The organism is Microbacterium sp. (genome assembly GCF_031179285.1).
Taxonomy (GTDB): domain Bacteria; phylum Actinomycetota; class Actinomycetes; order Actinomycetales; family Microbacteriaceae; genus Microbacterium.
Window position 1 is genome coordinate 1 of the sequence record NZ_JAPSHY010000010.1, and the last position, 14,500, is coordinate 14,500.

Here is a 14,500-nt window from a genome sequence, read left to right on the forward strand (position 1 = left end):
TCATATAGCGGTCATGTGATCGAAAGGAACACAGAGTGCTCATTGCACAGCGTCCCACACTCACCGAGGAAAAGATCGTCGAGAACCGGAGCCGGTTCATCATCGAGCCTCTGGAGCCCGGCTTCGGATACACGATCGGCAACTCGCTTCGTCGCAGCCTTCTCTCGTCGATCCCTGGAGCCGCTGTCACCAGCGTCCGCATCGACGGCGTGCTGCACGAGTTCAGCACGATCCCCGGTGTGAAAGAGGATGTCACCGAGATCATCCTCAACATCAAGCAGCTGGTCGTCTCGTCCGAGCGCGACGAGCCCATCACGGCGTACCTGCGCAAGACCGGTGCGGGCGAAGTGACCGCCGCAGACATCTCGGCTCCGGCCGGTGTCGAGGTGCACAACCCCGAGCTCGTCATCGCGACCCTGAACGACACCGCGAAGTTCGAGCTCGAACTCACCATCGAGCGCGGTCGCGGCTACGTCTCGGCCACGCAGAACCGCAACGAGTACGCCGAGGCCGGTCAGATCCCGATCGACTCGATCTACTCGCCGGTTCTCAAGGTCAGCTATCGGGTCGAGGCGACTCGTGCCGGTGAGCGCACCGACTTCGACAAGCTCATCCTCGACGTCGAGACCAAGTCCTCGATGCTCCCGCGTGACGCTGTCGCCTCGGCTGCCAAGACTCTCACCGAGCTGTTCGGCCTCGCCCGCGAGCTGAACGTCGAGGCCGAGGGCATCGAGATCGGCCCGGCGCCGGTCGAGGCGGTGAGCTCCAGCGAGCTCTCCATGCCCATCGAGGACCTCGACCTGTCGGTCCGCTCGTACAACTGCCTCAAGCGCGAAGGCATCAACACGGTGTCCGAGCTCGTCGCCCTGTCGGAGACGCAGCTCATGAACATCCGCAACTTCGGCCAGAAGTCGGTCGACGAGGTGCGCGACAAGCTCATCTCGCTCGGTCTGTCGCTCAAGGATTCGGTGCCCGGTTTCGACGGCGCCCACTTCTACGGCGGCAACGACGACGAGTCCTTCTGACCTTCCCGAAATTCTGACCAGGAGTTAGACGATTATGCCTAAGCCCACCAAGGGTCCCCGCCTCGGAGGCGGCCCCGCCCACGAGCGCCTGCTGCTTGCCAACCTCGCGGCGGCTCTCTTCACTCACAAGTCGATCAAGACGACCGAGACCAAGGCCAAGCGTCTTCGTCCGCTCGCCGAGCGGCTGATCACGTTCGCCAAGCGCGGCGACCTTCACGCGCGTCGTCGGGTGCTCTCGGTCATCGGTGACAAGGAAGTCGTGCACACCCTGTTCGCCGAGATCGCGCCGCTGGTCGCCGAGCGTGAGGGCGGCTACACCCGCATCACGAAGGTCGGCAACCGCAAGGGCGACAACGCGCCGATGGCCGTGATCGAGCTCGTTCTCGAGCCCGTCACGCCGAAGGCGAAGTCGACCAAGAAGTCGGCCGCGAAGACCGAGAAGCCGGCCGAGGAGGCCCCCGTGGAGGAAGCTCCCGTCGAAGAGTCCAACGCCGCAGAGGAGACTCCCGCCGAGGAGACCTCGTCGGCCGATGCCGCCGACGCCGGTGCCGAGTCGCAGGCCGAGGGTGAGGCAGCCGAGGCTGCCGCAGCGGATGCCGTCAAGGAGAAGTCCGAGTAACGACTCTCGCGTCACGAGAGAACCCGCCGTCCTTCAGGACGGCGGGTTCTTTCGTGTCGATGCAGTCTCGGAAGAATGACGCTTCGTCGAGCTCCTGGACTTATGCGGCGGCTATGGATAGATTTCCGGTATCCACCCGCACGCGGCTGTCTTCGTGCGCTGCCACGCCCGGCACGGGTCACACAAAGGAGTGTCAATGAAGAAGTCACGTATCGGTGCGACAGGGTTCGCGCTCGCGCTCGCCGGTTCGCTCGCCATCGCCGGCCCCGCGATCGCCGCGGACATCTACGTTCCCGACAACTCGCAGGGTACCGAGGGTGAGAGCTACCCCAACGGATGGTTCACCGGGGACCCGCAGCCCGAGACCGCGCCCGTGGACGACGCGACCGGCATCACTCTCACCGGGCGGACGCAGTTCCTCTACGGCGGCATCATCCCGATCGCGGCCGGCACCGAATTCGCTGCCCTCGTCGAGGGATCGGATGTCGACGCGGACGGCACCCTGACTTTCCAGTACCCGATCTTCTTCAACTCGACCGTCGAGGGAAATCTCGGGTTCACGACTCTGCGTCCTGTCCCGACCGGAGCTCCGACTCCGGGCGGCACCTGGTTCTCGAGCCAGAACGTCGCGATCGGCGACGTCCTGATCCTCTCGCAGGGAGAGCACACCTGGGACGAGATCGTCGAGGCGTTCGATGATGCGATCGCGCAGGACGGCGTTCCCGAGGTGCTCGCCGTCGGCGTCTTCGTCGATCCGGGTGACACTGCACTGGTGCGCAGCGTGACCTTCGGCGGCAACACCTACCACTTCGCCGCTCAGGCTGTGGCACCGGTACCGACGCCGATCCAGCGCCCGGCTGATTTCACAGGTTGACAGTTCGCGTGAGTGCCCCGCCCGGCTGCCCGGGCGGGGCACTCACGCGTCGGACGGGAGGGCACGACTGATATGACGACGAAAACGGCCGCCCTGCTCGTGGCGATGGTCCTCGCGGTCACCGCGCTGACGGCATGCTCCTCACCGGCGCCCGCGCCGACGGAGTCGCGTGCCCCGGCACAATCGCCGCCGAAGCCGCCCTCGGGCACGCCGCAGCCCGTCGAGGTGAGCGTGGCTCAGGTCGCGACCGCAGTCGTCGCCGAGACGGTCGCGCTCGACGCGCCGGACGGCGCCGAGGTCTCCCGGTTCGCCAACCCGACCGCCTCCGGCGCACCGCTCGTCTTCCTCGTCGAGGAAGCCCAGGGGGACTGGCTGCGAGTGAAACTGCCGATGCGTCCCAACGGGACCGTCGGTTGGGTGCGGAAGAGCGACGTCACGATCGCCGCTGTCGACTACAGTCTCGAAGTCTCGACGACCGACCGCTCGGTCACACTGCTGCAGGACAACGTGCCCGTCAAGACGTTCAGCGCCGCAGTAGGAACGGGCGACACTCCGACCCCGCTGGGAAGCTTCTACCTCACAGAGTTGCTCGCGCCGACGAACCAGGGCTATGGACCATACGCCTACGGAATCTCGGCGTTCTCCGACGTCCTCAACAGCTTCGGTGGCGGACCGGGTCAGATCGGGATGCACGGCACCGATGACAGCAGCAGCATCGGACAGGCGGCCAGTCATGGCTGCATCCGACTGAACAACGACGACATCACCTACCTCGCAGGCATTCTCCCGTTGGGCACACCGATCGTCATCAGTTGACGCGCGAGCGGCGAGCACGCGAGGTCTAGGCTGGAACCACTCCCGTCGTTCGATGCGGGCGTGAGGGGAACGAGAAGTGGGCGATGCCGCGGCCGGATTGCACCGTGGGCCTCGCGCCTACACGGCCTTCGTCATCATCGGGCTGATCGCCGGGCTCCTGTCGGGGCTGTTCGGGGTCGGAGGTGGCACCGTGATCGTCCCTCTGCTGGTGCTGTTGCTGCACTTCGATCAGCGCCTCGCCGCCGGGACATCACTCGCCGCGATCGTGCCGACGGCGAGCATCGGCGTCGTCTCGTATGCCGTGAGCGGATCCGTCGCCTGGGTTCCGGCGATCATCCTCGCCGCTGGGGCCGTGGTCGGAGCGCAGATCGGCACGCGGCTGCTCCCGCGCATCTCGCAGACGGCGCTGCGATGGGGGTTCGTGGGATTCCTCGTCATCGTCATCATCAGCCTGTTCCTGGTGATCCCCTCCCGTGACGCCGAGTTCACACTCACCTGGCTCAGCGGCCTGTCGCTGGTGGCGGTCGGTGTCGGCACCGGCATCCTCGCGGGATTGATCGGGGTCGGCGGGGGAGTGATCGTGGTGCCGGTGCTCATGATCGCGTTCGGCACGAGCGATCTGGTCGCCAAGGGCACCTCGTTGCTGATGATGATTCCGACGGCGGTGTCCGGCACGGTAGGCAACATCCGCCATCGCAACGTCGATCTGCGGGCGGCGGTGGTGATCGGCCTCTCGGCCTGCACGACGACGGCACTCGGCGCCTGGCTCGCCACCGTGATCGAGCCCGGAGTGGGCAACATCCTCTTCGCTGCCTATCTGGTCGTGATCGCGATCCAGATGACGCTCAAGGCGATCCGCGGGCGCCGCAGGCGCTGACTCGGACGGCTCGAGCTGAGCGCCGGCGGAGAGTCGCCCCTCCACGTCGTCGGTAGGATCGAAGGGTGCCAGTGAACACCGAACTCGTGGGGCGAGACTTCCCGCCGACTGCCCCGTACCTCGTCGGACGTGAGAAGGTGCGTGAGTTCGCACGTGCGGTCTTCGCCGAAGCGCCGCAGCACACCGACGTCGAGGCGGCCCGCGCAGCCGGCTACGCCGATGTGGTGGCCCCGCCGACATTCGCGATGGTGATCCAGGACCACACCCTGCAGCAGCTGCTGGCCGAGGCCGACTCCGGGATCGAACTCGCCCGCACGATCCACGCCGAGCAGCGTTTCGCCTACACCCGCCCGATCGTCGCCGGCGATGAGCTGACCGCGCGGCTCACGGTGACCGGCATCCGGATGATGGCGGGCAACGCCATGATCACCAGCGAAGCCGAGATCACCGACGCCGAGGGCACTCACGTCGTCACCGCCACGAGCGTGCTCCTGGTCGGCTCCGGCGAAGAAGGAGAGGGCGAGTGATGACCTATTCAGTCGGAGACGTGATCGCCGAGCGGACGGTTCACCTCACCCGCGAGTCGCTCGTACGCTATGCGGGTGCGTCCGGTGACTTCAATCCCATCCACTACCGGGACGACGTCGCGGCATCCGTCGGCCTTCCCGGTGTGCTCGCGCACGGGATGCTGACGATGGGCATCGGTTCCTCCGTCGTGCTCGCGGCGCTCGACCCGGCCGTGCGCATCCTCGACTACGGCGTGCGTTTCACCAAGCCCGTGATCGTCGACCCGCAGGAGGGGGCGGACGTGCACGTGCTCGCCACCGTCGCGGCCGTCGACGACTCGGCGGCACGCATCGACCTCAAGGTGACGTCCGCCGGCGCGACCGTGCTCGTGAAGGCGCAGCTGCGCGTCGCGGTCTGACATGACACTCGAGAATTCACCGGAGATGGATCCGGTTCCCCTGTCGGAACTCACGACGCTTCGCACCGGAGCTGCGCCGCGGAGGATGCTGCAGGCCGCGACGACCGACGAGCTGGTGAGCGCCCTGCGAGAGACGTGGTCTCGCGGCGAGGACTGGTTCGTGCTCGGCGGTGGTTCGAACCTCTTCGTCGGCGACGACTCCTTCGACGGCACGGTGATCCGCGTGCTCACGAACGGCATCGAGGAACTCCCCTCTCCACATCCGGGCCGCATCCGCCTGCGGGTGCAGGCAGGCCACGGGTGGGACGATCTCGTCGCATACGCCGTCGAACGCGGCTACGCCGGCCTCGAAGCCATGTCGGGGATCCCTGGCACCGTCGGCGCCTCACCCGTCCAGAACATCGGCGCCTACGGCCAGGAGATCCAGGAGACGCTCGTCGAGGTCGACCTCATCGACGAGTCCACCGGCGAGGTCTCCGCTGTCCCGGCGGAAGAACTCGGGTTGGGCTTTCGCACCTCGGTGCTCAAGCACCATTACGGCGCTCAGCCGCAACGGCGTGCCGTCATCCTCTCGGTGACGGTCGATCTGCTGGTCGCGACCGAGCGGACGGTGCGCGGAGATCAGCTGCGGCGGGCTCTCGGTCTCCAGGACGACCGCGCGGTTCCCCTGAGCTGGGTGCGCGAGCGCATCCTCGCGACCCGTGCGTCGAAGGGGATGCTGCTCGACGAGCACGACCCCGACACGCACGGGGTCGGCTCGTTCTTCCAGAATGCGGTGGTGCCCGAGGTCGTGGCGCGGGCGTTGCCTGCCGAGTGCCCGCGCTGGCCCGTGGCGCCGGACCTGGACTCGGTCACGGTGATCCCGCTCGCAGCCTACGACGGCTACCTCCCGGCGCCGCATCACGAGGCCCCGGACGTCAAGGTCAGCGCGGCGTGGCTCATCGAGCAGGCCGGCATCCGGAAGGGATTCAAGCTGCCGCGCTCACGCGCCTCGGTGTCGACCAAGCACGCGCTGGCGCTCACCAACCGGGGCAGTGCGACGGCCGGCGAGGTCGCGGAGTTGGCTCGCTTCATCCAGAGCAGGGTGCAGGCCGAGTTCGGGCTGTTGCTGCAGCCGGAGCCCGTGCTCATCGGCGTGGAGCTCTAGGAGTCGGCGCCGCCGGGTACGCTCGGCGGATGACCGGAATCGTTCCCTATCTCTTCTTCCCCGGAACCGCGGCCGAGGCGCTGCGCTTCTACCACGGCATCTTCGGCGGGGAACTCGACCTCCACACGTATGCCGAGTTCGGCCGCACCGACGGCGCGGGCGACTCGATCGCGCACGGCGAGATCCGCGGCGCTGTGGCGCTGTCCGCCGCGGATGCCGGGCCGGACCAGGACGCAGTTCACATCAACGGTGCCATGTTCTCACTGCTCGGCGCCGCGGATCCTGCGACGCTCACCCGCTGGTTCGACGCGCTCGCCGACGGCGGTCAGGTGATCGATCCGCTGCAGGAGCGACCATGGGGCGACCACGACGGCACCCTCACCGACCGCTACGGCATCAGCTGGCTCGTGGGGTTCCAGGCCGAGGCGTGATCAGGCGAAGAGCCGCTGCAGTCGCTGCACGCCTTCGAGCAGCGCGTCGTCGCCGAGCGCGTACGACATCCGGATGTAGCCGCTCGGCCCGAACGCCTCGCCTGGAACGACGGCCACCTCGGCCTGCTCGAGAATGAGGTCGGCGAGCTCGAGCGACGTCGTCGGCGTCACGCCACCCCACGTGCGACCCAGCAATCCCTGCACGTCGGGGTACACGTAGAAGGCGCCGAGCGGGTTGGGCACACGCATCCCCTCGATCTTCGACAGTTCGGCGACGATGAGCCGGCGTCGGCGATCGAAAGCCTCGCGCATCTCGGATGCTTCGTCCTGCGGGCCGTTCAAAGCCGCGATCGCCGCCTTCTGCGCGACGTTGTTCACGTTGCTCGACAGGTGCGACTGCAGGTTGCCGGCGATCTTCATCGCATCGGCAGGACCCACCATCCAGCCGACGCGCCATCCGGTCATCGCGTACGTCTTGGCGACGCCGTTGACGAGGATCGTCTGGTTCGCCGCCTCCGGCACCGCCGCGACGATCGAGGTCGCAGTGGCGCCCTCGTAGGTGAGGTTCTGGTAGATCTCGTCGGAGATGATCCAGATCCCGTGCTCGACGGCCCACTCGCCGATCACCTTCGTCTCCTCGGCGGTGTACACCGAGCCCGTCGGGTTCGACGGGGAGACGAACACGAGTGCCGTGGTGCGATCGGTGCGCGCCGCCTCGAGCTGCTCGACAGTGACCTTGTAGTCCTGGTCGGCTCCGGCGAACACCTCGACGGGGGTGCCGTCTGCCAGACGGATCGCCTCGGGGTAGGTCGTCCAGTACGGAGCGGGAAGGAGCACCTCGTCGCCCGGGTTCACCACCGCCTGGAATGCCTGGTACACGGACTGCTTGCCACCGTTGGTGACGATGACCTGGGCGGGTGAGACCTCGAGCCCGGAGTCGCGCAGTGTCTTGGCGGCGATCGCCTCGCGAAGCGCGGGCAGGCCCGGCGCCGGCGTGTAGCGGTAGCTGGCGGGGTCAGCGAGCGCTGCGGCCGCTGCGTCGACGATGAACTGCGGCGTCGCGAAATCCGGTTCGCCAGCGGCATAGGAGACGACGGGCTTGCCTTCGGCCTTCAATGCCTTGGCTTTGGCATCCACCTTCAGCGTCGCCGACTCGGCGATGGCGGACAGCTTGCGAGAGAGGGGAGCGCGTTCGGTCACGCCTACGAGCGTACTCGCGTCGCTGCGGACCTGACCATCGCGGCACTCGACAACATCGCCAGATCTTTCACACCACGTCGGGTGTCGTGTCAGGCGACCGGCAGCCCGTGTGCCTCGGCGATCGCGGCCAGGGTGATGCGACCGCCCTGCACGTTCAGACCCTTGGCGAGAGCCGCATCGTCGGATGCCGCCCGCTCCCATCCCTTCCCGGCGATGGCGGAGACGTACGGGAGTGTGGCATTGGTGAGGGCGCGCGTGGCGGTCTCGGGCACAGCGCCGGGCATGTTGGCGACGCAATAGTAGACCGAGTCGTGCACCGCGAAAGTCGGGTCGTCATGGGTCGTCGGACGCGATCCCTCGAAGCATCCGCCCTGATCGATCGCGATGTCGACCAGCACCGAGCCCGCCTTCATCGTCGAGACCATGTCGTCGGTGACGAGCTTCGGCGCCGCCGCCCCCGGGATGAGCACGGAGCCGATGACGAGGTCGGCCGTGGCGAGTTCCTCGGCGATGTCGTAGCGGCTCGAGGCGCGGGTCTCGAGCGCTCCGCCGTAGCGATGCTCGAGTTCGCGCAGCCGGGTCAGCGAGATGTCGATCACCGTGACCTTCGAACCGAGGCCGAGGGCGTTCGCGGCGGCGTGCTCGCCAGCCACTCCGCCGCCGATCACGACGGTCTTGGCTCGCGGCGTTCCCGCGATGCCGCCGAGCAGCGTGCCGCGGCCGCCGTTGGAGCGCAGCAACGCGTACGAGCCCATCGTGACGGACAGGCGGCCGGCGATCTCGCTCATCGGAACCAGCAATGGCAGCGTCCGGTCGGGAAGCTGCACCGTCTCATAGGCGACGGCGGTGGTGCCGGCGTCGACGAGCGCGGTGGTGAGCGCCCGATCGGCGGCGAGGTGCAGGTAGGTGAACAGCGTGAGGTCGGAACGGAGGAACCCGTACTCCTGCGCGATCGGCTCCTTCACCTTGATCACGAGGTCGGCGTCGCCCCATGCCTCGGCCGCTGACGGGACGATCTCGGCTCCGGCTGCCCGATACGCATCGTCGTCGATGCGCGAGCCGAGTCCTGCGCCGGACTGCACGAGGACGCGGTGACCTTCATGGACGAGCCGGTCGGCACCGGCGGGCGTGAGCGCGACGCGGTTCTCGTTGTTCTTGACCTCTGTGGGCACCCCGATCTTCATTGATCCTCCCGGGTTCGGCGTGTGCGGTTACCTCCCCAGAATCGCAGAACCGTCGATCGGGCAACAGATTCAATGGAGAATATTCGATCGGATGCCGAATCCTGAATAATGATTCGCATGAACACGCCTCCTGCGGCCGTCCCGCCGAACACTGTTCAGCCTCAGCGGCTCGACGCCGTCGACGCGCAGATCGTCAGCCTGCTGACGGCCGACGGGCGCATGACCAACGCGGAGCTTGCCGGGCGGCTGGGAGTCGCCCCCTCGACCGCTCACGCGAGACTGCGGTCACTGTGCGATCGCGGGGTCATCACCGGGTTTCACGCCAGCGTCGATGAGCGTGCGCTGGGGGCCGGTCTGCAGGCCGTCATCGGCGTGAGCCTTCGGCCCAGCGCCCGGCGAGAGAGCATCGTCGAGTTCGCCGACCGAGTCCGCGGGCTGCCGCAGGTGATCCAGGTGTTCTTCCTCGGGGGAGACGACGACTTCCTGCTGCACATCGCGGTCGCAGACTCGTCGCAGATGCGCGAATTCGTGCTCGAGCATCTCTCCGCGCAGAGCAGCGTCGCCTCGACGCGCACGAGCATCGTCTTCGACTATCACCGCAACTCGGTCGCCGCCTCTTTCGCGTGACGGGCGCGTGACCGGTCACCTCGGGGCGCTGCGGGCGGTGCCGCAGCCGCTCATCGTGGCGCCCACGGCAGGAAGAGGGCTCCGTCGAGATGAAAGCCGATGACCGTGATCACCCCGGTGACCAGCACGACCGCGCCGAAGACGGCGGGACGGATCGACCCCGGCGTGCCGATGACGAGCATCAGCCCGACGATCGCCGTCACGCCGATCAGCCACCACGCCGCCTGCATGAGCCATACCGGCACCGCCAGGAGGAACAGCGCTTCCGCGGGCATCCCGACCGGAACCAGCCACGATTCGAGCGCCTGAGCGACGAGAGTCGGCCCGATGAAGAGCGCAGCGATCCAGAGGAGCACGATCCCGATCGACCGGCGGCGCCGGCGGACGGAGTGCGATCGCGTTTCGGACATGGAGGGACCGTACCGGGCCTGCATCCTCGGCGACCGGAGTTCTCCACAGGCCCCGCGTCATCGCCTGCCGGGATCCAGCTCCCTGATGATCCCGGCGACCCGTGCCACCGCCGCCTCGACGAGTGCGTCGTCGAGATTGCCGTACCCGAGCACCAGGGCATCGGGTGCCTCGCGATCGGCGGCATAGCGATCAAGCGGGGTGATGGCGAGATCGGCGGGAGCGGCGGCGATCACCTGCATCGCGGTGCACCCCGGCGGCAGCGGAAGCACCAGATGCATCCCGGCCGCGATGCCGGACGGGGTGAGGGCGGGGAGCTCGGTGCGCAGCGCTTCGAGCATGCGAGCGCGCCGTCGGCGGAACCGGATGCGCGATGCGCGCAGGTGTCGCTCGAAATCGCCGTGCAGGATGAATCGGGCAAGGGCTGCCTGGTCGATCAGCGACGGCGATGAGGCGGAGGGTTCGGGATCGATGCCGGCCGGAAGCAACGCCCAGCCGATTCCGAGGGCGGGTGAGACGGATTTCGAGAGAGAGCCGAGCAGCGCGACGCGGTCGGGCGCGAGCCGCTGCAGTGCCGCGATCGGCCGGCGGTCGTAGCGGAACTCGGCGTCGTAGTCGTCCTCGATGAGGATGGCGTCCTGATCGCGCGCCCAGCGGACGATCTGCTCCCTGCGGGGAGCGGACAGGGCGACGCCGAGAGGAAACTGATGAGCGGGGGTCAGCAACGCGATGCGGGCACCGCTCCGAGACGCCGCATCAGTGAGCGCGGACACGTCGATGCCGTCGTCGTCGACGGGGATCGGGATGGGTCGGAGCCCTGCCCGGCCGGCGATCTCCCGAAGGCGCGGCCAGCTCGGATCTTCCACGAGGATGCAGCGGTGCCCCTGCCGGTGCAGTTCCTCGGCGAGGATGCGCATCCCGTCGCCGGCACCGTGCGTGAGCAGCACCCTCTCCGGCACGGCGACCGCGTGCCGAGAGCGAGACAGATGCTCGGCGACGGCGATGCGGGCCGGCGCGTATCCCCATCGATGCGCAGCGGCGAGTTCGTGATCCGGCAGCGTGACCAGTGCCGAGCGGAGCGCCGAGCTCCAGCGCGACCGCGGTGTCGCCCGCAGATCCGGGATGCCGGGACGAAGGTCGAAACGTGGAGCGCGTGGTCCCCTGGCGTCGGTCGGGGGCCGGGTAACGCCGGCAAGGGTAACGCCAGCGGGCCGGTTGCGGGCGTCCGAATCGCCTTCGAGGGCCGAGGGCGCCGCGCTCGCCGCGACGCGGGTCGCCGAACCGGTTCGGGCTTCGAGCACGCCCTCGGCGACCAGCTGACCGTAGGCCTCGGTGACGACCCACCGCGACACCCCCAGCGTCTCGGCCATCACGCGACTGGCGGGCAGCGCCGCACCCGTCGGCAACCGTCCCTCCGCGACCGCTGCGCGCAGCGCCCGCTCCAGACGGCCGCGCAGCGGTTGCCGAAGCGCGGTCATGCCGGCATCCGCACCCGAGTCGAGGTCGAGCAGTGTCTCCCACGCGAGAATCGGTCTGGTCTTCTGCATTGTGATTGGAGTGTAGTCCCTGGCCACTTTCTCCCTACCGTTGGATCAACGACGAAAGGACCACCATGCAGTACCGCACCGTCTCCAACGGCACCACCTCGTTCGACGTCTCGACACTGTGCCTGGGCGCGATGAACTTCGGCACCCGCACGGACGAGCAGACCTCCCGGGCGGTTCTCGACCGTTTCGTCGAAGCCGGAGGAACGTTCATCGACACTGCGAACAACTACAGCGTGTGGTCGGGCGGCCACGGCCGCGACAGCGAGGACCTGCTCGGCCGCTGGATGCGCGAGCGCCGCAACCGCGATGATCTGCGGATCGCCACGAAACTGGGCGCTGCGCAGAAGGACCCGGCTCTTCCGCTGTCCACCACACCGCCGACGAACTATGAGGGGCTCTCGGCCGAGGTCGTCCGCAGGCAGGCGCCGGAGAGCGCGAGGCATCTCGGCGTCGATCACATCGATGTGCTCTACGGCCATGTCGACGATCTCGACACCGACCTTGCCGAGACGGTCGATGCCTTCGGTGAGCTGCAGCGCGACGGGCTCATCGGTATCGCCGGCATCTCGAACGTCGCCACCTGGCGGGTCGTCGAGGCGCGTGAGGAGGCGAAGCGTCAGGGAGTAGCGCCCTATGGGTTCGTGCAGCAGCAGTACAGCTACCTCCACCCGGCCCCGAAGTACGGCCGCAACAACTTCGTCACCCCCGGCCTGCTCGACTACGCGGCATCCACCGGGACACCAGAGCGCCCGCCGCTGGCGATCACGGTGTACTCGCCCCTTCACCAGGGCGGTATCGCGCGGCTCGACAAGCCGCTTTGGGGTGGCGTCGACCATCCCACCAGCCACGTGCGCCGCGCTCTCCTGCACGAGGTCGCGGCCGACATCGGCGCCACCGCGAATCAGGTCGCCCTGGCCTGGCTGCTCGGCGCTGAGGTGCCGGTGATCCCCGTCATCGGGGCTTCCAGCGTCGCACAACTCGATGAGGCGCTCGCAGCCGCCGATCTCGTTCTCGACGCGGACGTCCGCGCTCGGCTGGACGCCGAGCCTCCGGTGGTGCGCTGACCGCCGTGTGGCCTCGGCCAGCCAGGAGCACGGCGAAGCCCCTCGTTTCCGCAGCGGCGGGAGCGAGGGGCTTCTGGTCGTGTCAGTCCTGGTCCACCAGATGGCGAGCGTAGGCGCCGACGGTGAGGAACGCCGGGAACTCCTCCTGCAGCGCGACCTCGCGGAACAGGTCGGCAGCGTCGTCGAAGCGGTCGCCCTCGTTGCGCTCGACCTCGTCGAGCACCTCGGCGATCAGTCCCTCGATGTGGTCCGGGCTGATGACCGTGCCGTCCTCGACGGTGCGGTCCTGATGGATCCACTGCCACACCTGCGACCGGCTGATCTCCGCCGTCGCCGCATCCTCCATCAGGTTGTCGATCGCCACGGCGCCGAGACCTCGCAGCCACGCCTCGAGATAGCGGATGGCCACCGAGACGTTCTCGCGCACGCCGCGCGCGGTGATCGGACGACCGATGTGCAGATCGAGCAGATCGGATGCCGTCACATGCACGTCGTCGCGCTGACGATCGACCTGGTTGGGGCGATCTCCGAGCACCGCATCGAACTCGGCCTGGGCGGTCGGGATCAGATCGGGATGCGCCACCCACGTGCCGTCGAAGCCGTCGCCGGCCTCGCGCTTCTTGTCGGCGGCGACCTTCTCGATCGCACGTGCGGTGACCTCGGCGTCGCGGCGGTTCGGGATGAACGCGCTCATGCCGCCGATCGCGAAGGCGCCCCGCTTGTGGCACGTCTTCACGAGGAGTTCGGTGTACGCCCGCATGAACGGCACCGTCATCGTCACCTCGCTGCGATCGGGGAGCACGAACCGCGCGCCGCGGCCCCGGTAGTTCTTGATGATCGAGAAGATGTAGTCCCACCTCCCGGCGTTGAGGCCGGCGCAGTGGTCGCGCAGCTCATAGAGGATCTCGTCCATCTCGAACGCGGCAGGCAGAGTCTCGATCAGAACGGTCGCCCGGATCGTGCCGTGAGGGATCTGCACATACTCCTCGCTGAAGCTGAAGATGTCGTCCCACAGCTTCGCCTCCTCGCTCGACTCGGTCTTCGCGAGGTAGAAGTACGGTCCGCGCCCCGCATCGATGAGCGCCTTCGCATTGTGGAAGAAGTACAGCCCGAAGTCCACCAGCGATCCGGAGGCGGCCATGCGGCGACCGGCACGATCGGTGAACTCGATGTGCTTCTCGGTGAGGTGCCAGCCGCGTGGACGCATCACGATCGTCGGGGTGCGCTCGGCGGTGACGCGATACTCCTTGCCTTCGGCTGAGGTGAAGGAGAGCTCACCGCGGATGGCGTCGCGCAGCGAGAGCTGCCCCTCGATGACGTTCTTCCACGTCGGGCTGGTGGCGTCCTCCTGATCTGCCAGCCACACCTTGGCACCCGAGTTCAGCGCGTTGATGGTCATCTTCGGTTCGGTGGGGCCGGTGATCTCGACCCGGCGGTCCTCGAGGCCCGGGCCCGCGCCGGCGACGCGCCATTCGGCATCCTCGCGGATGTGCGCCGTGTCGTCGCGGAACCGCGGATCGCGGCCGTTGCCGATCTCGAACCGGCGGCGCATCCGGTCGGCGAGCCGGTCGTGCCGCCGGGCGGAGAACCGGTGGTGCAACTCGGTGAGGAAGGCGATCGCCTCGGGGGTCAGGATCTCGTCGTAGCGGGCGCGGATCGGACCGCTGATGTGGATCGCAGGACCCTGATGCGTGGTCTCGGCTGGGGCCGTGGTGATGGTGTTCATGGTCGTGTTCCTTGTCTGATTCGGTGCGAA

At 67.9% G+C, this 14,500-nt stretch carries 16 protein-coding genes; 11 read left to right on the top strand and 5 right to left on the bottom strand.

The features are described from left to right. Positions 1-35: 35 nt before the first annotated feature. The 9 genes from RIN18_RS08140 to RIN18_RS08180 all read left to right on the top strand — a co-directional run bounded on the left by RIN18_RS08140 (position 36) and on the right by RIN18_RS08180 (position 6,714). A complete protein-coding gene (locus tag RIN18_RS08140) occupies positions 36-1,025 on the top strand; it encodes a DNA-directed RNA polymerase subunit alpha (RefSeq protein ID WP_309103464.1) in 990 nt (329 codons plus the stop codon). A gap of 34 nt (positions 1,026-1,059) precedes the next feature. Further along, positions 1,060-1,644 carry a 50S ribosomal protein L17 gene (gene rplQ / locus RIN18_RS08145; protein WP_309103465.1) on the top strand — a complete coding sequence of 195 codons (585 nt, stop codon included), beginning with the start codon at positions 1,060-1,062 and terminating at the stop codon, positions 1,642-1,644. A 196-nt stretch (positions 1,645-1,840) separates the two neighbouring features. After that, positions 1,841-2,518: a hypothetical protein gene (locus tag RIN18_RS08150; RefSeq protein WP_309103466.1), complete on the top strand. Its 678-nt coding sequence runs from the start codon at positions 1,841-1,843 to the stop codon at positions 2,516-2,518. A gap of 72 nt (positions 2,519-2,590) precedes the next feature. Then, positions 2,591-3,334, top strand: a complete 744-nt coding sequence (locus tag RIN18_RS08155; RefSeq protein WP_309103467.1) for a L,D-transpeptidase — start codon at positions 2,591-2,593, stop codon at positions 3,332-3,334. Positions 3,335-3,410: 76 nt separating this feature from the next. After that, on the top strand, positions 3,411-4,211 hold the full coding sequence (locus tag RIN18_RS08160; RefSeq protein WP_309103468.1) for a sulfite exporter TauE/SafE family protein: 801 nt from the start codon (positions 3,411-3,413) through the stop codon (positions 4,209-4,211). A 65-nt stretch (positions 4,212-4,276) separates the two neighbouring features. After that, positions 4,277-4,738 (top strand): MaoC family dehydratase N-terminal domain-containing protein, encoded by a 462-nt coding sequence (locus RIN18_RS08165; RefSeq protein WP_309103469.1) that lies wholly within the window; start codon positions 4,277-4,279, stop codon positions 4,736-4,738. After that, on the top strand, positions 4,738-5,136 hold the full coding sequence (locus RIN18_RS08170) for a MaoC/PaaZ C-terminal domain-containing protein (protein ID WP_309103470.1): 399 nt from the start codon (positions 4,738-4,740) through the stop codon (positions 5,134-5,136). Before RIN18_RS08165 ends, RIN18_RS08170 begins: the two co-directional genes overlap by 1 nt. Position 5,137: 1 nt before the next feature. Continuing rightward, positions 5,138-6,283, top strand: a complete 1,146-nt coding sequence (locus RIN18_RS08175) for a UDP-N-acetylmuramate dehydrogenase (protein ID WP_309103471.1) — start codon at positions 5,138-5,140, stop codon at positions 6,281-6,283. Positions 6,284-6,312: 29 nt separating this feature from the next. Next, positions 6,313-6,714, top strand: coding sequence for a VOC family protein (locus tag RIN18_RS08180; RefSeq protein ID WP_309103472.1), 402 nt, complete (start codon positions 6,313-6,315; stop codon positions 6,712-6,714). Here the strand turns inward: RIN18_RS08180 and RIN18_RS08185 are convergent, their stop codons facing one another. Both RIN18_RS08185 and ald read right to left on the bottom strand, forming a co-directional pair. Further along, positions 6,715-7,914, bottom strand: a complete 1,200-nt coding sequence (locus tag RIN18_RS08185; RefSeq protein ID WP_309103473.1) for a pyridoxal phosphate-dependent aminotransferase — start codon at positions 7,912-7,914, stop codon at positions 6,715-6,717. It abuts the gene before it with no gap. Between the two features lie 89 nt (positions 7,915-8,003). Further along, complete coding sequence (gene ald / locus RIN18_RS08190; protein ID WP_309103474.1) at positions 8,004-9,098, bottom strand: alanine dehydrogenase; 1,095 nt, start codon at positions 9,096-9,098, stop codon at positions 8,004-8,006. 108 nt (positions 9,099-9,206) lie between these two features. Between ald and RIN18_RS08195 the strand changes: the two genes are divergently transcribed. Next, entirely contained in the window at positions 9,207-9,725 is a 519-nt protein-coding gene (locus tag RIN18_RS08195) for an Lrp/AsnC family transcriptional regulator (RefSeq protein WP_309103475.1), read from the top strand. Between the two features lie 50 nt (positions 9,726-9,775). On the opposite strand, the gene RIN18_RS08200 is transcribed toward RIN18_RS08195, so the two are convergent. Beyond that, positions 9,776-10,135 carry a hypothetical protein gene (locus tag RIN18_RS08200; RefSeq protein ID WP_309103476.1) on the bottom strand — a complete coding sequence of 120 codons (360 nt, stop codon included), beginning with the start codon at positions 10,133-10,135 and terminating at the stop codon, positions 9,776-9,778. 57 nt (positions 10,136-10,192) lie between these two features. Further along, entirely contained in the window at positions 10,193-11,680 is a 1,488-nt protein-coding gene (locus RIN18_RS08205) for a PLP-dependent aminotransferase family protein (RefSeq protein ID WP_309103477.1), read from the bottom strand. A 65-nt stretch (positions 11,681-11,745) separates the two neighbouring features. Between RIN18_RS08205 and RIN18_RS08210 the strand changes: the two genes are divergently transcribed. After that, positions 11,746-12,744 carry an aldo/keto reductase gene (locus tag RIN18_RS08210; RefSeq protein ID WP_309103478.1) on the top strand — a complete coding sequence of 333 codons (999 nt, stop codon included), beginning with the start codon at positions 11,746-11,748 and terminating at the stop codon, positions 12,742-12,744. Between the two features lie 82 nt (positions 12,745-12,826). Here RIN18_RS08210 and aceB read toward each other — a convergent pair whose 3' ends face one another. Next, a complete protein-coding gene (gene aceB, locus RIN18_RS08215; RefSeq protein ID WP_309103479.1) occupies positions 12,827-14,470 on the bottom strand; it encodes a malate synthase A in 1,644 nt (547 codons plus the stop codon). Between the last annotated feature and the right edge of the window lie 30 nt (positions 14,471-14,500).

Excerpts from the sequence above, each read along its gene's own strand:
- RIN18_RS08175 (WP_309103471.1), top strand. The coding sequence starts at position 5,138 with ATGACACTCGAGAATTCACCGGAGATGGATCCGGTTCCCCTGTCGGAA.
- aceB (WP_309103479.1), bottom strand. The coding sequence starts at position 14,470 with ATGAACACCATCACCACGGCCCCAGCCGAGACCACGCATCAGGGTCCT.
- RIN18_RS08210 (WP_309103478.1), top strand. The coding sequence starts at position 11,746 with ATGCAGTACCGCACCGTCTCCAACGGCACCACCTCGTTCGACGTCTCG.
- rplQ (WP_309103465.1), top strand. The coding sequence starts at position 1,060 with ATGCCTAAGCCCACCAAGGGTCCCCGCCTCGGAGGCGGCCCCGCCCAC.
- RIN18_RS08180 (WP_309103472.1), top strand. The coding sequence starts at position 6,313 with ATGACCGGAATCGTTCCCTATCTCTTCTTCCCCGGAACCGCGGCCGAG.
- RIN18_RS08170 (WP_309103470.1), top strand. The coding sequence starts at position 4,738 with ATGACCTATTCAGTCGGAGACGTGATCGCCGAGCGGACGGTTCACCTC.
- RIN18_RS08195 (WP_309103475.1), top strand. The coding sequence starts at position 9,207 with ATGATTCGCATGAACACGCCTCCTGCGGCCGTCCCGCCGAACACTGTT.
- ald (WP_309103474.1), bottom strand. The coding sequence starts at position 9,098 with ATGAAGATCGGGGTGCCCACAGAGGTCAAGAACAACGAGAACCGCGTC.
- RIN18_RS08155 (WP_309103467.1), top strand. The coding sequence starts at position 2,591 with ATGACGACGAAAACGGCCGCCCTGCTCGTGGCGATGGTCCTCGCGGTC.
- RIN18_RS08200 (WP_309103476.1), bottom strand. The coding sequence starts at position 10,135 with ATGTCCGAAACGCGATCGCACTCCGTCCGCCGGCGCCGCCGGTCGATC.
- RIN18_RS08150 (WP_309103466.1), top strand. The coding sequence starts at position 1,841 with ATGAAGAAGTCACGTATCGGTGCGACAGGGTTCGCGCTCGCGCTCGCC.
- RIN18_RS08205 (WP_309103477.1), bottom strand. The coding sequence starts at position 11,680 with ATGCAGAAGACCAGACCGATTCTCGCGTGGGAGACACTGCTCGACCTC.